We start from the raw sequence: 20153 nt of genomic DNA on the forward strand, positions 1-20153 counted from the left end.
CCTACAAAGGCCATGAAGCGCGCGGGCTACGAAGCCGATCGTTTCGAGCTGCGCCTGCGCGACATCGCCACAGGCAAGGTGAGCGTGATCGCCAGCGATTGGGACCGCAGCGTCTCGGACATGAAGTGGAGCCGCGATGGCAAGAGCCTGCTCGTCACTGCCGATGACGTTGGCAAGCACAAGCTCTTCCGCATCGACATCAAGACCGGCAAGGCCACAGCCATCAGCAAGGCGGGCCACATGGATGCCTTCATTGAAACAGCCAAGGGCTTCGTGTTCATGCGCAGCGGCTTGCACGGGCCTTCGCAGCTCCATATCTCGAAACCGAAGGCAATGTTCATCGACGATGGCGCCACGCCGCTCACGCAATTCAATGCGGTGCTGGAGGAGCGCGTGCTCGGCGCCTTCGAGCAATTCAGCTTCAAGGGCTGGAACGATGAAACGGTGCATGGCTATGTGCTGAAGCCCGCGAACTACCAGGAAGGGAAGAAGTACCCCGTGGCCTTCCTCATCCACGGCAGCCCGCAGGGCAGCTTCGGCGATGGTTGGAGTTACCGCTGGAACCCGCAGACATACGCGGGCGCTGGTTATGCGGTGGTGATGATCGACTTTCACGGAAGCACCGGCTACGGCCAGGCCTTCACCGACGCGATCAATCAGCATTGGGGCGATCGTCCGTTGGAGGATCTGCAGAAAGGTTGGGCGCATGCGCTGAGCAACTACGCCTTCCTCGATGGCGCGCGCGCTGCGGCCTTGGGCGCGTCGTACGGCGGCTACATGGTGAATTGGATCGCCGGCAACTGGCCCGATGCCTTCAGGTGCCTCGTTTCGCACTGCGGCATCTTCGATACGCGCATGATGGGCTATGCCACCGAGGAACTGTGGTTCACCGATTGGGAGAACGGAGGCAGCGTGTTCGCGAATCCGAAAGCCTACGATGAGTTCAATCCCATGATGCACACCGCAACCTGGCGCGCACCCATGCTGGTTATCCACGGCGACAAGGATTTCCGCGTGCCGCTGGAGCAGGGCATCGGCAGTTTCACCGCGTGCCAGAGCAAGGGCATCGAATCGAAGTACCTGCGCTTCCCCGACGAGAACCACTGGGTGCTGAAGCCGCAGAACTCGAAGCAATGGCACGACACGGTTTTCGGTTGGCTGGAGAAGCACATCGGGGCGGGACGATAAGGGTACTTTCGGGCCATGAGCACCAAGGAACTCAAACAAGCAATGCTGGATCGGATCAAGGACATCCCTGATCATGCGCCAGCGAGCATGCTACAGCACGTGATGGACGCTATCGAGGAACTGGCGAAAGGCGATGCCGCCTCCATGCAGCGCATGTCGCGATTCCTGAAGAATATCGAGGAAGACAAGGGCCTGCTCCAGCGCTTGGCTCAATGATTTCGCGCAAAGAGGCGCTGGTCCACCATGCCGAGCTAATCACTCGGTTCGGCGGCTCGCATGGCGTTCGTGATGAAGGCATCCTCGATGCCTCGCTGAACCGGCCATACGCCACGTTTCGACGGCATCGATTTGTTCCACCGCAAGAGATAAAGCAGGTGCGATGATGCATGGAATCATCACTGGTCATCCCTTCATAGATGGAAACAAACGCACGGGCTTCGCGCTGGCGAGGCTCATTCTTCAGGATGCTGGTTTGGACATCTCTTCAACCGAAGACGACAAGTACGACCTCGTGATACTAGTTGCCACGGGCAAGCTCGACGTTGAGGGCATCGTGCAGTGGTTGGTGGGACGGGTGGTTTACCCGGATTGATCGCAAGAACCCCGGCTTCTACATTCGCCCGGCCCACCCCGCTCATGCGGGATGAGACACATGCGCAACCTTCTCCTCACGCTCTTCCTCGCGCCGCTGATAGCCGCTGCGCAGAGCACCCGCCGCCATCGCACGTGCGCGATGCAGCGCCTTCGATCATCGCATTCACCAACGCAACGCTTACACCGATGCGCGCACGGCGATCAAGAAGGCCACCTTGTTGATCCGCGATGGCGAAGTGGTGGCCGCTGGCGAGAAGGTGACCGTTCCTGCGGGCGCCGTGGTGCGCGACCTCAACGGCCTGCACATCTGGCCCGCGCTCATTGAGCCATACAGCGACTTGGGATTGCCATCGAGCACGCCCGAGGAACGCAAGGCCGAGAACAAGGCCGCGCGCCATTGGAACGCCGCGCTCCGCGCCGATGCCAGCGCGCACGAACTCTACAAAGCCGATGCGGACCAAGGCATCGAAGCTGCGCGAGCAAGGCTTCGCTTTGGCCATCGCGCATCGCATGGACGGCATCGCGCGCGGCACATCTGCGGCCATCGCGCTCAATGATGAGCCGGCCGTGAAGAGCATCGTGCAGGCCGATGCCGCCGCGCATTTCAGCTTCCGCAAAGGCAGCTCGCAAGACAATTATCCCAGCTCGCTCATGGGCAGCATCGCCTTGCTGCGGCAAGCCATGCACGATGCGCGTTGGTACGCTTCGCTTCCGCAGAAGAAAGAGACCGATGCCGTGCTGAACGCGCTCAGCATTCAGTTGGCAGGTCGTATGGTGTGCGAAGCCAGCGACCGTAATGATGTGCTGCGCTGGTCGAAGCTTCTGCGCGAATTCCAGATCACCGGCATCGTGAAGAGCGGCGGCGATGAATACGCGCGCTTGGCGGAGATCAAGGCGGCTGGCATGCCGCTGATCGTGCCCTTCGCGCAGCCCGAGGCTTTCGATGTGGAGGATCCATACGACGCCTTGGAGGTGAGCTACGCGCGCCTGAAGCATTGGGAGCTGGCCATGCGCAACGCCTATCTGCTCGATAGCGCGGGTGTCGCGTTCGCGCTCACTACGCACGGCCGAAAGGAGCTGAAGGATGTGTGGAAGGACTTGCGCAAGCTGGTGGCCAGCGGGCTCGACAGCGCGAAGGTGATTGAGAAGGTGACCGCGGAACCTGCGCGTCTCTACGGCATCGAGGATCGATATGGAGCACTTCGGCCCGGCATGCGCGCGAGCTTCATCATCACTTCGCAGCATCTGCTGCACGAGAAGAATACGATCCACGAGACGTGGGTGGAAGGCAAGCGATTCGTGATCGACGACCCGAACAAACCTCGACTCGCTGGCAGCTACGACCTCAACCTCAGCGATGCGATCTGGCTACTTGAGGTGAGCGGCGAGCCGGGCAAGCACGAGGCAGCTGTTCGTCGTCCGGATGAAGCGGACAGCCTGAAGGTGAAGGCGCGCATGGAACTCACGGGCACGGTGGTGAGCCTCAGCTTCGCGCCGAAAGGCAAAGCCGATGAGCTCATCCGGTTGAACGGCAGCGTCCATGGTGGTGGAGGCGTGTGGGATGGACAAGGGCAGAAGCCCGGAGGAGCGTGGTTCGCTTGGAGCGCGGTGCGAAGGGCAGATTCAACGAATGGGGGCAAAGCGGCAAGCGGGGTAGCGGCGAGCGGCAAGTCGATGCCGAAGGACAGCACGGCAGCGAAACAGTCTAGCACGTTCGGTGCGATCACCTATCCGCTGGTGGGCTATGGCTGGAAGGAGGCCCCGAAGGCCGAGACCATCGTGATCCGCAACGCAACGGTGTGGACGAATACCTCGAAGGGCATCCTGCGCAACGCCGATGTGCTCATCCATGAAGGCAAGGTGAAGGCTGTGGGTGAGAAGCTCGATGCGCTCGCGCTCTTCTCCGGAAAGAACAAGCCCACTGTCACCGAAGTGGACGGCAAGGGCAAGCACCTCACCTGCGGCATCGTCGATGAGCATTCGCACATCGCGATCTCGCGCGGCGTGAACGAGGGCTCGCACCACATCTCCAGCGAAGTGCGCATCGGCGACGTGGTGAATCCCGACGATGTGAACCTCTACCGCAACCTCGCGGGCGGCGTTACCACCGTGCAGCAGTTGCATGGCAGCGCCAACGTGATGGGCGGCCAGAGCGCGGTGATCAAATTGCGCTGGGGCCACAGTGCCGATAGCCTCTTGCTGAAAGGCTCGCGGCCTCGGATCAAGTTCGCGTTAGGCGAGAACGTGAAGCAGAGCAACTGGGGGCCGAGCTCGCGCTTCCCGCAAACACGCATGGGTGTTGAGCAATCCTTCTACGATGCCTTCCACCAGGCGCGCGCCTATCAGCAAGAGCTTGATCGCTGGAACGCCACGAAGCCCAAGGATCGAGACGGCAAAGCCGCGCCGCGCCGCGACCTGCGCATGGAGGCGCTCGCTGAGATCCTGCACGGCGAGCGCGACATCAGCTGCCACAGCTATGTGCAGAGCGAGATCGCCATGCTCATGCACGTGGCCGATAGCATGCGCTTCAAGGTGAACACCTTCACGCACATCCTCGAAGGCTACAAGGTGGCGCAGGCCATGAAGAAGCACGGCGCCAGCGGCAGCACCTTCAGCGATTGGTGGGCCTATAAGTTCGAGGTGAACGATGCGATCCCGTACAACGCCGCGCTCATGCACCGCAACGGCGTACACACCGGCATCAACAGCGACGACGCCGAGATGAGCCGACGCCTCAACCAGGAAGCCGCGAAGGCCGTGAAGTACGGCGGCGTGAGCGCCGAGGAAGCATGGAAGATGGTGACACTGAACCCGCGCGCATGCTGGGACTCGATCATCGCATCGGCAGCGTGCAGCCGGGGATGGATGCGGACCTCGTGCTCTGGAGCGCTGATCCCATGAGCATCGACGCGCGAGCACTGACCACTTGGGTGGATGGCGCGCGCTACTACGACGAAGCGAAGGACCGCGAGCAGCGCGCATGGATCGCTGCCGAGCGCGACCGCATCATCCGCGCCATGATGCAGGCCAAGGCCGATGGCGCACCTGCCCGCAAGCCCGGCCGCGAACGCCCGCGCCTGTGGTGCTGCGAGGATCCGGGAGAAGATGAATTCCTGCACGATGGAGATCACACCCATGAATAGCGCACTGCCTTTGCTACAGCGTGCCTGTAGCGTCGACCCTTCGGGTCGACAAGGGTTATATGTATGGCCAGATGCGATTTGCATTGCTGACGATGCTGTTGTTCTGCATCAACACCGTGGCCCACCCAGATCCACACCCGCGCCACCGCAATCCAAGAGCATCCTCATCACTGGCGGCACTGTGCATGTGGGCGATGGCAAGGTGATCGACGAAGGCGCCGTGGGCTTCCGCGATGGACGCATCGATTACGTGGGCTACAACTATGGCGTGAAAGCCGCCTACGACACCGTGATCGATGTGAAGGGCCAGCATGTCTATCCGGGCTTCATCCTTCCCGATTCCCCCTTGGGCCTTGTTGAAGTGGAGCAGACGCGCGCCACGGTGGACAAGCAGGACGTGGGCCGCTACGAGCCCGAGCTGCGTGCCATTTCTGCCTACAAGAGCGACTCGCGCGTAACGCCCACCATTCGATCCAATGGCGTGCTGCTGGCGCAAGTGGCTCCGCGCGGGCTCACCATCGCGGGCACCAGCAGCGTGGTGCAGCTCGATGCCTGGGACAACGACGGTGCAATCGTGAAGGCCGACGATGGTGTGTTCATGTCATGGCCTTCCGCCTATCAGCGCCAAGGCTGGTGGGCCGAGCCGGGCGAGACCGACAGCGAGAAGAAGGACGAACGCGCCAAGAAACTTGATGAGCTTCGGCAGTTCTTCCGCAATGCGAAGGCTTACTCGGCTACGAAGTCACCCGCGATTGTCGACGTGCGCTTGGAAGCGATGCGCGGCCTCTTCGATGGCAGCAAGGCGCTCTTCGTTCGCGCCGATGCCGCGCGCGAGATCACCGAGGCCGTGCAATTCACGAAAGCCGAGGGCGTGAAGCGCACCGTGATCGTGGGCGGCTACGATGCCTGGCGCGTGGCGGACCTGTTGCGCGACAACAAGGTGGATGTAGTCCTGCGCCGTACGCACAGCCTGCCCATGCGGCCCGAGGACGACATCGACCTGCCTTACAAACTGCCCGCATTGCTGAAGGAGCGCGGCATCCGCTTCTGCCTCAGCTACACCGGCGACCACGAGCATGCCGGCGCGCGAAACTTGCCTTTCACCGCTGGCACCGCGCGCGCGTATGGTCTATCATCCGAAGATGCGTTACGGGCCATCACACTGGATGCTGCCGCCATGCTCGGCATCGATCAAGCGCTACGGCAGCCTCACCGTGGGCAAGGACGCCACACTCATCGTCTCGCAAGGGGATGCCCTCGACATGCGCAGCAACGATGTGCGCTGGGCCTTCATCCAGGGCCGCCGCATCGTGCTCGATGATCACCAGAAGCAGTTGTTCAGGCAGTATGAGGGGAGGTTGAAGGAGGGTCAGTAACCCAGCTTCTCCCTTACCCTTTTCAGCACCCCGCTCGCCACGCTCCGCGCCTTGTCCGCGCCTTCTTTTAATCGCGCATCGAGCTCGGCGGTGTCGTTCATCAGGCGTGCGTAGGTGTCGCGCTCGTTGCGGTAGCCATCGAGCAGTACGGCAAGTAATTCCTTCTTCGCATGGCCATAGCCGTAGCCGCCTGCGCGGAATTTCTCGGCCATGGCGCTCACGGCATCGGCGGGCGCCACCAGCTTGAAGAGCTTGTATACGTTGTTCGTCTCGGGATCCTTCGGCGCTTCGAGCGGCGCGCTGTCGGTGACGATGCCCATCACATCCTGCTTCAGCTCCTTCTCCGGCGCGAAGAGGCGAATGAGATTGTTGCGGCTCTTGCTCATCTTCTCGCCATCGGTGCCGGGCACCAGCATCACCTGCTCATCGATGCGCGCATCGGGCAGCACGAAGGTGTCTCCCATCTGGTGGTTGAAGCGCTCGGCCACATCGCGCGTGAATTCGAGGTGCTGCTTCTGGTCCTTGCCCACGGGCACCACTTCGGCATCGTAGAGCAGGATGTCGGCGGCCATGAGCATGGGGTAGAGGAAGAGGCCTCCGTTCACGTCCTCGAGGCGGTCGGCCTTGTCCTTGAAACTGTGGGCCAGCGCTAGGCGCGAGTATGGGAAATAGCAGCTGAGGTACCAGGTGAGCTCGGTGACCTCGGGCACGTCGCTCTGGCGGTAGAACACCGTGCGGTGCGTGTCGATGCCGCAGGCCAGCCAGGCGGCCGCCACGCGCTGTAAGTGTTGCCGCGCAGCAGGGCCGCGTCTTTGATCTGCGTGAGCGAGTGCAGGTCGGCGAGGAAGAGGAAGCGGGCGGTGCCGGGCAGCTGGCTGGCGGCGATGGCGGGGGTGATGGCGCCGAGCACGTTGCCGAGGTGCGGCGTGCCGGTGCTCTGGATGCCGGTGAGGATGCGGGGCATGGGGCGGCGAAAGTACCGGCGGGGCTTCAGTCGCGGCGAATCCGTCTGTCGGACTCGAGAGAACCGTATGCACTGACAATCGGGAAAATGCGGAACCACGGATGCACACGGATGAACACGGATGCGGTTCCGTGCAGAACATCTGCGGTTGACGAAGCCTTCAAAAGACAACCGACCATAAGGACGGGAAAGTGATTGGGAATTATCCGTGCCGATCCGTGTGCATCCGTGGCGGATGTTGAACTATGCGCCGTACTGCAGACAAGCCCGCACATCTTCTTCGGTGAGCTGGGGGTAGCCGGCCAACAGGTCATCCATCGGCTGCCCGGCGGCCAGCTTGTCCAAAATGAGATCAACCGGGATTCGGGTTCCCTTGATGCAGGGCTTGCCATACATCACTTCAGGGTCAGCCGCGATATGTTGGCGCCAATCGAGCATGTGTTGAATCCTGTCCAATGGGAGCCCGAAGATACGCGCCGCTCCCGCGCCATGCCAACCGTTGTTGCGCCCCTACTTTCGCCGACCTTCCGATGAGCGATGCCAGCGCCACCCAGCGACCAACCGTGCGCGACAGCGAGAGCCGCCGCAACAAGCTGACGCGTGCGCTATTCCTGCCGTTGCGCTGGCTCTACAAGCTCTGGTTCGTCTTCGTCTTCTTCAGTTCGTTGGTGCTGCTGTACATCCCGTTCCGCATCCTGCTGTACACGCCGCAGCGCTATTACAAGGCCTTCTGGCTGAAGCGAATCTGGGCGCGCTACCTGGCTTACATGAGCGGTGTGCCCCGCGCATCGTGCGCAGCGCGGAGTTCCCGGATCCGCCTTACGTGATCTGCTGCAACCACAGCAGCTACATCGACATCATACAGATGTACAATGTGGTGCCGCGCTACTTCCTCTTCCTCGGCAAGTACGAGCTGCTCAAGTGGCCGCTCTTCAACATGTTCTTCAAGGGCATGAACATCGCGGTGAACCGCAACGACCGCAGCGGCGCTGCCAAGGCATTCCGCAAGGCGGCGCAGGCCATTGATCGCGGCACCAGCATCGCCATCTTCCCCGAAGGCACCATACCGGCATACACCCCGCGCATGAAGCCCTTCAAGGACGGCGCCTTCAAGCTGGCCATCGAGAAGCAGGTGCCCATCGTGCCCATCACCTTCGTTGATCACTGGCGGCTGTTCGGTGAGCCGATGGAGCTGTTCGCCCGCGCACGGCCCGGCATCGCCCGCGTGGTGATTCATGACCCTATATCTACCTCGGGCATGAGCGAGGCCGACATGGTAAGTTTGCGGCGTAGGGTGTATGAGGTGATTGAGCAACCGCTCATGGAAAGTTGAGGGTTGCAGGTTGACATGGGTTGCGGGTTGAAAGGCCCGTCGACACAACCCTCAACCGGCTTTCGTTTCAACCCACAACCATCAACCTGAACAACGAATGAAGATCGACGAGAAGACCTTGGACCGCATTGCCGAATTGGCGCGCTTGGATTACAGCGATCCAGTCGCGCGCAAGGCCATGCTCGCCGACATGGAGAAGGTGCTCACCTTCGTGGAGAAGCTGAATGAGGTGGACACCAAGGGCGTTGAGCCGCTGATCTTCATGACCGATGAGGCCGATGTGCTGCGCGACGACGTGGCCGAGACGAGCATCACCAAGAAGGAGGCACTGATGAACGCGCCTGTGAAGGACAGCGATTACTTCAAGGTGCCACGGGTGGTGGATAAGGGGTGAGGATGGTTGGGGGTTGAGGGTTGAAGCTTGCATCCAGCGGATACCACACGAGAGCACAAATGCGTTCTCATGCCATGAACAGAATCGCGTTACCCATCTTGCTCCTGTTTCTGATTGCTTGTGGCCGCGATCGTCATCAGGAAGCGCTCGATATGATGTCCTCCGCGAACAACATCTCGGAAGACCTGTTGCTCGAGGTTGATCCGGATTTCTTTGATGGCCAGTCGCGCATGTCGGAAGGCACCGAAAACGGCACGCCCGCAGTGCTGGATAGCTCGGCGCGTCAAGTCATTCGCACGGGCAAGTACGAATACGAGGTGAAGGACCTGGATTCTGCGCGTGCGCAGGTGCTTCGTTTGGTGAGGTCGATTGGCGGGTACATCGATGGTGAGGAGTTGAACGACTGGAGCGATCGGAAAGCGCTGGTGCTCCGCCTTCGGATTCCCTCCAAGAAGCTTGATGGTGCCATAACCGCATTGCATGCCCTTGGCGAGCTGAAATACCAATCCCTTACGGCAGAGGATGTGACAGCCTCCATCGCCGACACGGAAGCCCGGATGCGATCGAAGCGCGAATTGGAGCGCCGTTACCTGGACTTGATCGCACGCGCCGCGAAAGTCAGTGAGTTGCTCGAACTCGAACGCGCGCTGGAGAGTGTTCGAGCCGAAGTAGAGAGCATGGAAGCGCAGCTGAAGACGATGCAAGACCAAGTGGCCATGAGCACACTGCGCGTGACCTGCTCTGTGCCGAAATCGACGGCCATGGGATTCTGGAGCCAGATGGGGGATGGCTTCACGGGCGGTTGGCGCTTGCTGCTGGCCATGCTGGTAGGTCTTGCGCGCATCTGGCCAGTGCTGCTATTGATCGTGGGCGCGATCTGGATCATGGTCGCGAGGCGGAAGCGGTCGCGAACATGAGTGCGAACGGATTGGGCGCTTGTCGTGTTCCTTCGCGGCATGAAGCGCGACTTCCTGATCACCGGCATGACCTGCGCGGGCTGCGCGGCCAAGGTCCAGTCGAAACTGGCCGCGATACCGGGTGCCCTTTCCGTCAGCGTTGATCTGGAGAGTGCCGTTGCGACAGTTGAATCTGCGCACCCTATCGAACCCGCCGTTATCGCGAATGTGCTCAGTGGCACCAAGTACGGCTTGGGCGAATTGCAAGCGCCCACAGCCGATGCCGAATTCAGCTTGCGCACCTACTACCCGCTTGCACTGGTGATCGGCTTCATCACACTCGTGGCGTCGATCACTTCATTCCGCGAAGGCGCTTTCGATGGTATGGGCTTCATGGCGCGCTTCATGGCGGGCTTCTTCCTGGCCTTCTCGTTCTTCAAGCTGCTCGATCTGCGCGGCTTCGCTGAGAGTTACGCGGGCTACGACCTCTTGGCCATGCGCTGGAAGGCCTATGGCTTCATCTCTCCCTTCATCGACCTGGCCTTGGGCAGCGCCTACCTTGTGGCGCCGCATGCCGATGCCGTGAGCATGGCCACCATCATTGTCATGGGCTTCAGCCTGCTGGGCGTGCTGCGCGCGGTGCTGAACAAGCAGCGCATTCGTTGCGCATGCCTGGGCACGGTGTTCAACCTGCCCATGAGCACGGTGACGATCGCCGAGGACGCGTTGATGATCGCGATGGCCACGGTTATGCTCGCGTAGCGCTTCGCCTATCAGCCTTCGACCTCAGCAACGGATTTGGTGCGGGCCTTCCTGCTTTCAACAACTGCAGGCTTCGGCATGCCATCGCTCCAACGCGCTCGGGGTTTGGTTCCCAGTTCGCGCCAGCCGAATACCAGCAGCAGCGTAGCGGCACTGACGAAGTTCGCCACAACGAAGCCCGTTACATAGGTGGCGTCGCCAGCATGCCAATCGGGCAGTACGGGAATGATGAAGAAGGCGCAGTTGCTCACGATCTGCATGATCAGCAGCACGGTGCCGCTGTGCGTCATGTTGTAGGTCCAGCCGAGAAGGATGGTAAGGCAAACCATGCTCAGCAGGAACACTGGCCACGGGTAGCCATCGGGCACCCCTTCGCCCACGAGCAGCATAGGGAGGTACCACAAGCCCCAGCCGATGCCAACGAGCAGGCATGATCGGAAGGCGCTGAAGCGCTCCTGCATGCGGGTAACGCAATACTTCATCCACGCTGTTTCCTCCACGAAGGCGATGCCGACGATGAAGGGCATATTGTATAGCAGCTTCTCGAGCATGCTTGCCAAGCCCATGGGGCCATCGCCGGCAGCCCACCCCGGCCAGCCCTTGATGCCCAAGAGCCAAATGACAATGATGCCAGTATAGGTGAACAGGAACTTCCAGCCGAAGGCCAAGGCGTACCACTGCGGCCCAACACGCCAGTTGAGGAAAGCGCCAAAGAGGTTGCGCAGTCCCGCCTTGCCCTCGAACCATGCCGTGAGCAGCATGGCGAAGGCCAAGGGGCCGAATGCGCGCAGGCGGAAGACCATGTGCGCCGTTTCATCGTCGTGGATGCGCGCACCATCGGGCAGATGCCATTTCACGAAGCCCACCACGGCGAATTGATAGCCTAATGTGAGCGCCCTGAAGGTGAGCACGGGGTACTGGGAGAGTTTGCTTTCATGCGTGGTTGGCGAAACTAGATGGGCATGGCAGCCCGGATCGTTATTCCATCATCACGGGTTTCACATCACGGTGTTCACTTTGAGGTGGCGCTTCTACGAAACTCATCGAATTGGGTTTGGAATCCTGCTCGGCAGTGCGTCACTTCGTGGCCTCAAACCCAAACCACGATGATGAATCTCTTTACCCTTCGGGCACTCGGATGCGGCTTGGCCGTGGCCGGTGCTCTCGGCCTTGCGGCACAGTCGCGCATGGATGCGCGGTCCAATGCCGGGTCGGCCGAGTGTCGCCGGTGCCACCCTGCGCCGTGCCCCGCAAGCGCAGCTGAAGCACAATAACAGCAATGGCGTTGTTTCGCGTGGCGGCGGCTATTGCGCGGCGAGCGCCTCAGGCTCCATCGATTTTGATCTCGATGAGCGCATCGTGAACGTCACGTTCTCCAACATCAACAACTCTACGGCCAATGTGGCTCCCACCGCACCGGCCTATACGCTTTACCCCACGCCTGCGGGCAATGTGACCACGGGCATGACTTACGCGTTGAGCGTGAACGTGAATACCACCACCCTCACCACCGGATTCAGCGAGAGCCAGGTGCTGGCTTGGATCGATTACAACCAGGATTTCGATTTCAGCGATGCCGGCGAGCAAGTGCTGGTCTCGCCCACTGGTGCGCTCGATATCTACACGGGCAACATCACCATCCCGGTTACGGCTGCGGTTGGCACCACGCGCATGCGCATCCGTTTGCACGACACGCACGATGGCACGGATTACATCAACGTGTTCAACAATACCCCTTGTGGTGACGCCAGCTACGGCGAGATCGAGGACTACGTGCTGAACATCTCCTCAGGCGGCGGAAGCGCACCGGTGAACGACAACTGCGCCAGCGCCACCTCCATCGGCGTGAACGCTACCTGTATCGCCACGAACGGTACCACGCGGAACGCCACTCAATCCCAGGCGCCCGCCACCTGCGGCACCTTCCTGGCCACTGCGGCGAACGACGTTGGTACAGCTTCGTGGCAACGGACGCGAGCACCACGATCTCGGTGACTGGTGCTGGTGATGCCACCACCGGCATGGACCCTATCCTGGAGGCCTTCAGCGGCACTTGCGGTGCCCGACCTCATTGGGTTGCGTGGACGCCACCCTGCGCGGCGCCACGGAGACCTTGACCATCGCGACCACGCCGGGCAACACTTACCGCTACCGGGTGTATTACTGGACCTATGCAGCCGCTCAGACCGTATTCGGTTTCACCACCTGCGTGACCTCCGGCGGCGGGGGCAGCACACCGCCGAACGACGACTGCACGGGCGCCGTAGCAGCGAACATCGCTGTGCCTGGCACCAACACCTTCAGCAGAGACAACACCGGAGCTACGGAGGACGGAACCACGGGATTCGTTATCGTATGGGAGGCGTTCACCATCGCGACCTGCGCCAATGTGGACATCAACTATTGCGTGCCCGGCTCAGAGTTCGACGATTTCCTCATCAACCTGTCCGTGGGCTGTCCTGACTTCATCACAGGAATCCTCGCAGGAACCGTTTCAGTTGACAACTGCACGCTGAGCTTCGCTGAATTGGCCGCCGGCACCTACTACATCCCGGTGCTCGTGGATCCGGTGAATACGCCAGTGGGCGCCTACAGCATCCAAGTGATCACAACGGCTTGCGGGGGTGGTGGAACGCCGCCCAATGACCTCTGCACGGCTGTGACCCCCGTGGGCCTCAGTGTGCCCGGCAGCGTTGATTTCAGCGGAGATAACACCGGAGCCACCGATACTGAAGAACTCGGCTTCGGCAGCGTATGGCACTCCTTCACGACCACGGGAATGCGCCAATATCACGTTGTCATACTGCGCTACCACGCCAGCCTTCGAGAATTCGTTCCTCAACCTCTTCATCGGCTGCCCATTCACGGATTTCGTGCAGGCTGCCTCTTTTGAGACCACGGCTGCGGCAACGACAACGTGACCATCCAATACACGAACGTGCCGGCCGGCACGTACTACTACCCCGTGCTCACCGATGTGGGCGCCACGGGACCGTACACCATCAACGTGGCAGCAGCACCTTGCGCGCCGCCGAGCGATTACTGCGAGGCCAGTGCGAACTCGCTGCAGTTCGAGAAGATCAGCAACGTGACCTTCGCTGGCATCAACAACAACAGCACGAGCAACGCGGGCTATGAGGACTTCACGCTGGGAACGCCCGCTTCCGTGGTGGCCGGCCAATCGTACCCATTGAGCGTAACGGTCGCTGGCGGTTTCGCTACGGATCGAAGTGCTGGCCTGGGTTGACTGGGACCAGAACTCCGTGTTCGATGCGGGCGAGATCATCTTCAGCTCTGCGCCGGGCGTTGGCCCCTTCAATGGGAATGTGACCGTGCCGCTCACGGCTACGGCTGGCCCAACGCGCATGCGCGTCCGCTTGCACGACACCTATGTGAGCGCCAACTATCCGAACACCCCGAACCCCACGCCGTGCGACACCAGCACTTATGGCCAAGTGGAGGATTACACGGTGGACATGATCGGCATCATCACCGGAGCGTCGGGCCTCAGCGAATCGGTATTCGGGTGTACCCGAACCCGACCGATGGCGACCTGGTCGTTCGCACCGGAAGCCTTCATGGCAGCGTGCTGATTGAGGTGCTCGATGCTGTGGGCCGCGTGGCCTACGCGGAGCAGCGTGCCGTGGCAAGCGGTTCTAATGTGCAACTGAGCCTCGCAGGGCGCTTGGCTTCGGGCACCTATGTGCTGCGCATGTCGGGCAATGATGCCCGTGAGGAGCAGCGCATCGTGATTCGCTGAGCTACCTGATTTGTTTTCTGCGGGGCGGCCTATTGGGCCGCCCCGCTTGTTTTCCGGAAAGCACACCCCGGATGTGGATAAATCGTTCGATGAATCGGACGAAACGTGCTGCGAGTGACGGAATATTTGCCCCCTAAAGCAAGCGGCGAATCGAATTCTCGCACCGTCTCTGCTTCAACGCCTCTCACTGAGGCGACTCCTACAATCCCAAACCCCACAACATGATCCGACGTTTCCTCTTCAGTTTGATCGCGGCTTGCGGCCTTGCCCCGATGGCGGCTCTTGCGCAGCCCGCCAACGACGATTGCGCTGGTGCCATTGAACTCATCCCCGGTGCCACATGCACGCCCGTTGCTGGCGATGTGGTTAGCGCCCAGAGCATCCCCGGAACGGTGCTCTGCGATGGCTTCAATGCCACGCCCGATGATGATGTCTGGTACAAGTTCACGGCTACCGCAACTGCGCACCTGATCCGAGTTCAGAGCAGCGCCAGCTTCGATGCGGTGATCCAATTGCTCGTCGGTGCCTGCAACGGCACGCCCATCGATTGCCAAGACATCGTAGGCGCAAACAGTCTTGAAGTGCTCGCCGCCGGCGGATTGACCATCGGCACCGAGTACCTCGTGCGTGTCTTCTCCTACGGCGCTACGATTCCGGCAACCACGACCTTCACGATCTGCATCACCGAAGGCGTTGTGCCAGCGAACGATGATTGCGCGAACGCCATTGAACTCATACCCAATCCCACCTGCAACCCCGTTTCGGGCACAACGGAGAATGCCACTGCGAGCATAAGCGGCTTGGTGAATTGCTCCGGATTCCTGGCCAACCCGAACGATGATGTCTGGTACCGCTTCGTGGCTACCAGCACCACCCACACGTTGAATGTGACTCCGAGCGCGGGCTTCGACCCTGTGGTTCAACTGCGCGATGGCTCTGCGGGCTGCAATGGCGCGCCGATTATTTGCTTAGCTGAGGGTTCCACCGGCGTGGCCGTGAACTTGAACCTTACCGTCTCGTCGTAGGCAATACCTACTATCTGCGTGTTTTCCACTACGCTGCTGCCAACCCCACTACGCCCACCTTCACGATCTGCCTGCAGGGACCTGCGCCGGCCACCTGTGATGCCGATGCGAGCACCCTTTCGCCGAACCGCCCGGAGGTTTGCTTTGAAGATGGCCCCACGCTGATCGACGCGGCATTCGATGAGCTGCCTACTGTGCCCACAGGCTACGAGGTGCTCCACGTGCTCCAGCGGTCCCGATTTGGTCATCCAGCAGGTGTCCGCCACCCCCGCATTCTTCGTTGACGCCCTCGGCGATTACATCATCCACAGCTTGGTGTACGACCCCAATACGCTCGACCTGAGCGGTGTGGAACTGGGCATTACGCAGGCAGGTGACATTCTTGCCCTCCTGATCCAAGGTGGCGGCACCGTCTGCGGCAGCCTCGATGTGGCTGGTGCACCGATAGCTGTGATCGAGTGCTTGGAATGCGAGGCGCAAGCTGGCACCATCACCGCCGATGAAGACCAGGTGTGCCTCGATGCGGGCACGGCTGCAATCAGCGCAACACCATACGGCGATGCTGTGGTACCCGATGGCTATAGCGTGGCCTACGTGCTCACCGTGGGTGGCGACCTCGTGATCCTCGACGCCAACAGCACCCCCAACTTCACAGTGACCGAAGCCGGCAACTACACGATTCATACTTTGGTGTACGAACCCGCCACGCTCGACCTGGGAATCATTGGAGCCGGGTGTTACCACAGGAGCTGAAGTGCTTCAGTACATCCAAGCCAATGAGATCTGCGCGAGCCTCGATGTGGCAGGCGCGCCGATAACCGTTGAGGATTGCACCTGCGACGCTGATGCAGGCACGATCACCGCTGACCAGGACACCTATTGCCTCGATGCTGGCGGAACGGTGATCATTGTGGCTACACCGAACGGCGATGAGGTAGTGCCTGACGGGTTTGAGGTTGTGTACGTGCTCACTCAGGGCGCTGGTCTGGTGATCATCGATGCGGATGTCGCTCCCTTCTTCCAACTGGACCAAACAGGCGAGTACACCATCCACACGCTCGTTTATGACCCCAGCACGCTCGACCTCGGCATTGTTGAGTTGGGCGTGACGACGGGCTTCGATGTGCTCCAGTACGTTACCGACAATGGCATCTGCGCCAGCCTCGATGCGGCTGGTGCGGCCATCACTGTAGAGAATTGCATCGTCTGCGATGCGGACGCTGGCACGCTCACGATCGATGAGAGTCCCATGTGCCTCTTCATCGGCGAAGCACAAGTGAGCGCAAGCCACGCCACCCTGCCTTCGGTGCCTGATGGCTACGAAGTGGCCTACGCGCTTACCGAAGGCGCCGGGCTCACCATTGTTGCGCTCAATGGCGGTCCTGTGTTCACCGTGAGCCAAGCGGGCAACTACACGATCCACACCTTGGTTTACGACCCGAGCACCATCGATCCCGGCGTGATCGAGCTGGGTGTCACCACCGGCTTCGACATCAACGCGCTGCTCGTGCAGGGCGGTGGCATCATCTGCGGCGCACTCGATGTTGCAGGCGCTCCTGTGGTAGTGGAGGATTGCAGCCCGTCGAACGACAACTGCATCAGCGCGGCCCCCTTGGCGATCAATGCCGTTGATGATTGCCCGGCCAATGCTGTCGCTGGCAACAACTTCTATTCGAACATAGACGGTGGCGTGCCTAGCTGCGATGAGGAGGGCAGCTACCTCTTCGATGTGTGGTACACCTTCAACGCCGGTGAGAATACGGAGGTCACCCTCACCTTCGATTCCGGCACCATGGAAGATCACGCCATCGCCATCTACGATGCCTGCGGCGGCAACGAGCTCGACTGCTACATCACGCCCGAGGATCCCATCACCATCACCACTTCGCCCTTCACGGATTACGTGGTGCAGGTGTACAGCAACCTGTACTACGGCAATGGCGGTGCATTCAGCATCTGCCTCACGGGCGATGTGCCCACAGTGGTTTGCGAAGGTGGCACGGTGCAGACCAGCAACGGCTTCTTCAGCGTGGATGTGTGCCAGGATATCAACTCCGATGTGATCGACTTCCTCACCACCAGCACCAGCGGCGAGGAGTACACCTTCGTGCTCACCGATGACAATGACGTGATCATTGCAGTGCTCGTGGGCGGATCGCTCGACTTCAACAGCGCGCCGATCGGGCTGTACCGTGTATGGGGCATCAGCCACAATGGCGATCTCGTGGGTGCAGAGCCCGGCGAGTTGGCCACGGAGATCACTTCCACCGGCACCTGCCTCTCATTCAGCAACAACTACGTGCTCGTGAACGTGGACCTCTGCGATGGTGTTGGCCAGCTCGGAGCCAGCGTGTGGAACCTGTTCCCGAACCCCGGCAACGGTGAGTTCAGCGTGGTAGGTCAAGTTGATGGCCTGGTGCAGGTATCGGTGCTCGACCTGGGCGGCCGTATCGCTCATGATGAACGCGTGACCTTGGTCAAAGGCCAACCGCATGTATTCGGCCTCGCGGGCAAGCTCGCCGCTGGCACTTATACCGTGCGCCTCACCAGCGAGAGCCAAGCAGCCACCCTGCGCATGGTGGTGCGCTGATCGGATTGAATCTGGAACCAGTGCAGGGCGGGCCGGAAGGTCCGCCCTGCTGCATTCCGGCCTGCCGTAACCACCGGGTACGCAAGGGGGTACAAGGCCCCCATGAAACACCTGTTCTCCCTGCTGGTGGTGCTCTTGGGCACCTGTGTCATGGCCCAGCCTACCGACTCCCGTGTGCTTGAGGTCACTGGGCGTATCAGCGATGGCGACAAGAAGCTGGCCGGCTGCGAAGTGGTGGTATATGAGGGAAATGAAATCGTGGCGACGCAGCTAACCGATAAGAGTGGCCGCTTCGGACTCGGGCTCGGCCTTCAGAAGGAGTTCGCCATCGTGTTCCAGAAAGAAGGTTTCCTGCCCAAGCGCATGCTGGTTGATACGCGCGGCAAAGTGCCCGCGGAACTGGAGAACCTCGTTCCCATTGAGATGGAGATGAGCATGCTGCGCGCAGAGAAGTACGAGGGCGCCGATACCGATGTCCTCGATTTCCCCTTTGCCATGGTGAAGTGGAACCGCCAAGTGCTGGCCTTCGTGCAGGAGCAGTACACGGCAGGCATGATGCGCGCCAATGGCGCTGCCCTGCTGCAAGCCGGCCGTTCCGTCAAGCACTGACGGCCCAACCGCCCGCTCTTCGCCAGGCCCATCGCATCGTGCGTTGGCTGCCTCCGCTACATTGCGGCGGCAATACCACGCCCACGCCCATGCCAATCCGTCGCCCCTTCAACCTGCAGCAATGGATCGCCGATAACCGCGACCTGCTGAAGCCCCCTGTCGGCAACAAGAATCTGTACGCCGATGCCGGCGACTACATCGTGATGATCGTGGGCGGCCCCAACGCCCGCAAGGACTACCACTTCAACGAGACCGAAGAGCTCTTCTACCAATTGGAGGGCGACATCGAAGTGGGCATCCAAGAGGATGGCAAGGCGGTGACCATCCCCATCAAGCAGGGCGAGATGTTCCTGCTGCCCGCCAACGTGCCGCACCAGCCGCGCCGCGGGCCGAATACGGTTGGTCTGGTGATCGAGGTGAAGCGCGACGACCGCGAGATGCTCGACGGCCTGCAGTGGTACTGCGAGCAGTGCAACAATCGCCTGCACGAGTACCGTTTCGTGTTGCACAACATCGAGAAGGATTTCCTGCCGCGCTTCCGCGAGTTCTACGCCAGCGTTGACCTGCGCACCTGCAAGCAATGCGGCCATGTGATGGAGACCGATCCGCGCTTCGTGTGATTCCTGACATGGCGGAGCTCTTCTCCATCGACATCCACACGCACATCCTTCCGGAGAATATCCCGGATTTCGGCGCACGCTACGGCTACCGCGGCTTCATCCACTTGGATCATCATAGGCCCGGCTGCGCGCGCATGATGATGGACGACAAGTTCTTCCGTGAGGTGCAAGCCAATTGCTGGGACCCCGCAACGCGCTTGGCCGAATGCGATGCGCAGCAGGTGCATGTGCAGGTGTTGAGCACGGTGCCCGTCATGTTCAGCTATTGGGCCAAGCCGCACGATACGCTCGATCTATCCATGTTCCTCAACGACCACATCGCGGGCATCGTGCAGAAGTGGCCGCAGCGCTTCGTGGGCCTGGGCACCGTGCCCATGCAAGAGCCGGAACTCGCCATCAAGGAATTGGAGCGCTGCAAGTCGATCGGCCTTGTCGGCATCCAGATCGGCACGCACATCAACGGCATGAACCTCGGCGAGCCGCGCCTGCTACAAGTTTCTGAAGCCTGCCAAGAATTAGGCATGGCCGTTTTCGTGCATCCCTGGGACATGATGGGCGCCGATCGCATGGACAAGTACTGGATGCCCTGGCTGGTGGGCATGCCGGTGGAGACCACCACTGCCATCGTGAGCATGATCTTCAGCGGGCTATTTGAGAAGCTCCCGAAACTACGCGTCGCCTTCGCGCACGGCGGCGGATCCTTCCCCGCCACGTTGGGCCGCATCGAGCATGGCTTCATCATGCGTCCGGACCTCTGCGCGGTGGACAACAACGTGAACCCGCGCGAATACATGGGCCGCTTCTGGATCGATGCGCTGGTGCATGACCCTGCGGTGCTGCGGCATGTGGTTGATCTCTTCGGCGCCAACCGTGTGGCCATGGGCGCCGGCTATCCGTTC

At 60.9% G+C, this 20153-nt stretch carries 24 protein-coding genes and 2 pseudogenes; 23 read left to right on the forward strand and 3 right to left on the reverse strand.

What is annotated here, in order from left to right:
- From IPK70_17295 to IPK70_17325, 7 genes and pseudogenes are all read left to right on the forward strand, one after another.
- Window positions 1–1188: S9 family peptidase (locus IPK70_17295; GenBank protein ID MBK8228918.1), on the forward strand; the 1188-nt coding region annotated here is incomplete at its 5' end.
- 15 nt (window positions 1189–1203) lie between these two features.
- Window positions 1204–1404: a hypothetical protein gene (locus IPK70_17300; protein MBK8228919.1), complete on the forward strand. Its 201-nt coding sequence runs from the start codon at window positions 1204–1206 to the stop codon at window positions 1402–1404.
- Window positions 1401–1780: pseudogene (locus IPK70_17305) on the forward strand (type II toxin-antitoxin system death-on-curing family toxin). Before IPK70_17300 ends, IPK70_17305 begins: the two are co-directional and overlap by 4 nt.
- Before the next feature lie 217 nt (window positions 1781–1997).
- Window positions 1998–2339 carry a hypothetical protein gene (locus IPK70_17310; GenBank protein ID MBK8228920.1) on the forward strand — a complete coding sequence of 114 codons (342 nt, stop codon included), beginning with the start codon at window positions 1998–2000 and terminating at the stop codon, window positions 2337–2339.
- Entirely contained in the window at window positions 2233–4683 is a 2451-nt protein-coding gene (locus tag IPK70_17315) for an amidohydrolase family protein (GenBank protein MBK8228921.1), read from the forward strand. Before IPK70_17310 ends, IPK70_17315 begins: the two co-directional genes overlap by 107 nt.
- A complete protein-coding gene (locus IPK70_17320) occupies window positions 4602–4925 on the forward strand; it encodes an amidohydrolase family protein (protein ID MBK8228922.1) in 324 nt (107 codons plus the stop codon). Before IPK70_17315 ends, IPK70_17320 begins: the two co-directional genes overlap by 82 nt.
- 181 nt (window positions 4926–5106) lie before the next feature.
- On the forward strand, window positions 5107–6246 hold the full coding sequence (locus tag IPK70_17325; GenBank protein ID MBK8228923.1) for an amidohydrolase: 1140 nt from the start codon (window positions 5107–5109) through the stop codon (window positions 6244–6246).
- Between the two features lie 48 nt (window positions 6247–6294).
- Here the strand turns inward: IPK70_17325 and trpS are convergent.
- Window positions 6295–7265: pseudogene (gene trpS, locus IPK70_17330) on the reverse strand (tryptophan--tRNA ligase).
- Window positions 7266–7508: 243 nt separating this feature from the next.
- On the reverse strand, window positions 7509–7703 hold the full coding sequence (locus IPK70_17335; GenBank protein ID MBK8228924.1) for a DUF433 domain-containing protein: 195 nt from the start codon (window positions 7701–7703) through the stop codon (window positions 7509–7511).
- A 92-nt stretch (window positions 7704–7795) separates the two neighbouring features.
- Here IPK70_17335 and IPK70_17340 point away from each other — a divergent pair, with 92 nt between their 5' ends.
- The 5 genes from IPK70_17340 to IPK70_17360 all read left to right on the forward strand — a co-directional run bounded on the left by IPK70_17340 (window position 7796) and on the right by IPK70_17360 (window position 10650).
- Window positions 7796–8092, forward strand: a complete 297-nt coding sequence (locus IPK70_17340) for a hypothetical protein (protein MBK8228925.1) — start codon at window positions 7796–7798, stop codon at window positions 8090–8092.
- Window positions 8056–8598, forward strand: a complete 543-nt coding sequence (locus tag IPK70_17345) for a 1-acyl-sn-glycerol-3-phosphate acyltransferase (protein ID MBK8228926.1) — start codon at window positions 8056–8058, stop codon at window positions 8596–8598. Before IPK70_17340 ends, IPK70_17345 begins: the two co-directional genes overlap by 37 nt.
- Before the next feature lie 97 nt (window positions 8599–8695).
- Window positions 8696–8992: an Asp-tRNA(Asn)/Glu-tRNA(Gln) amidotransferase subunit GatC gene (gene gatC, locus IPK70_17350; GenBank protein ID MBK8228927.1), complete on the forward strand. Its 297-nt coding sequence runs from the start codon at window positions 8696–8698 to the stop codon at window positions 8990–8992.
- Between the two features lie 152 nt (window positions 8993–9144).
- A complete protein-coding gene (locus IPK70_17355) occupies window positions 9145–9909 on the forward strand; it encodes a DUF4349 domain-containing protein (protein MBK8228928.1) in 765 nt (254 codons plus the stop codon).
- 39 nt (window positions 9910–9948) lie between these two features.
- Window positions 9949–10650 (forward strand): cation transporter, encoded by a 702-nt coding sequence (locus IPK70_17360; protein MBK8228929.1) that lies wholly within the window; start codon window positions 9949–9951, stop codon window positions 10648–10650.
- 11 nt (window positions 10651–10661) lie between these two features.
- On the opposite strand, the gene IPK70_17365 is transcribed toward IPK70_17360, so the two are convergent.
- A complete protein-coding gene (locus IPK70_17365; GenBank protein MBK8228930.1) occupies window positions 10662–11561 on the reverse strand; it encodes a hypothetical protein in 900 nt (299 codons plus the stop codon).
- Window positions 11562–11853: 292 nt separating this feature from the next.
- Between IPK70_17365 and IPK70_17370 the strand changes: the two genes are divergently transcribed.
- From IPK70_17370 to IPK70_17420, 11 genes are all read left to right on the forward strand, one after another.
- On the forward strand, window positions 11854–12645 hold the full coding sequence (locus IPK70_17370; protein ID MBK8228931.1) for a hypothetical protein: 792 nt from the start codon (window positions 11854–11856) through the stop codon (window positions 12643–12645).
- 85 nt (window positions 12646–12730) lie between these two features.
- Window positions 12731–13543, forward strand: a complete 813-nt coding sequence (locus IPK70_17375) for a hypothetical protein (protein MBK8228932.1) — start codon at window positions 12731–12733, stop codon at window positions 13541–13543.
- Window positions 13544–13567: 24 nt separating this feature from the next.
- Window positions 13568–13897, forward strand: a complete 330-nt coding sequence (locus IPK70_17380; protein ID MBK8228933.1) for a hypothetical protein — start codon at window positions 13568–13570, stop codon at window positions 13895–13897.
- Entirely contained in the window at window positions 13881–14243 is a 363-nt protein-coding gene (locus tag IPK70_17385; GenBank protein ID MBK8228934.1) for a hypothetical protein, read from the forward strand. Before IPK70_17380 ends, IPK70_17385 begins: the two co-directional genes overlap by 17 nt.
- Window positions 14177–14410 (forward strand): T9SS type A sorting domain-containing protein, encoded by a 234-nt coding sequence (locus IPK70_17390; GenBank protein ID MBK8228935.1) that lies wholly within the window; start codon window positions 14177–14179, stop codon window positions 14408–14410. The genes IPK70_17385 and IPK70_17390 overlap by 67 nt, the downstream gene beginning before the upstream one ends.
- Before the next feature lie 221 nt (window positions 14411–14631).
- A complete protein-coding gene (locus IPK70_17395) occupies window positions 14632–15435 on the forward strand; it encodes a hypothetical protein (GenBank protein MBK8228936.1) in 804 nt (267 codons plus the stop codon).
- Between the two features lie 255 nt (window positions 15436–15690).
- The gene (locus IPK70_17400; GenBank protein ID MBK8228937.1) at window positions 15691–16188 is read left to right on the forward strand and encodes a hypothetical protein; all 498 of its coding nucleotides are present in this window, start codon (window positions 15691–15693) and stop codon (window positions 16186–16188) included.
- Window position 16189: 1 nt separating this feature from the next.
- Window positions 16190–18025: a T9SS type A sorting domain-containing protein gene (locus IPK70_17405; GenBank protein ID MBK8228938.1), complete on the forward strand. Its 1836-nt coding sequence runs from the start codon at window positions 16190–16192 to the stop codon at window positions 18023–18025.
- A gap of 102 nt (window positions 18026–18127) precedes the next feature.
- A complete protein-coding gene (locus IPK70_17410; GenBank protein MBK8228939.1) occupies window positions 18128–18634 on the forward strand; it encodes a hypothetical protein in 507 nt (168 codons plus the stop codon).
- Window positions 18635–18723: 89 nt separating this feature from the next.
- A complete protein-coding gene (locus IPK70_17415) occupies window positions 18724–19254 on the forward strand; it encodes a 3-hydroxyanthranilate 3,4-dioxygenase (GenBank protein ID MBK8228940.1) in 531 nt (176 codons plus the stop codon).
- An 8-nt stretch (window positions 19255–19262) separates the two neighbouring features.
- Window positions 19263–20153: amidohydrolase (locus IPK70_17420; GenBank protein ID MBK8228941.1), on the forward strand; the 891-nt coding region annotated here is incomplete at its 3' end.

This window comes from Flavobacteriales bacterium (assembly GCA_016712535.1).
Lineage (GTDB): Bacteria > Bacteroidota > Bacteroidia > Flavobacteriales_F > PHOS-HE28 > PHOS-HE28.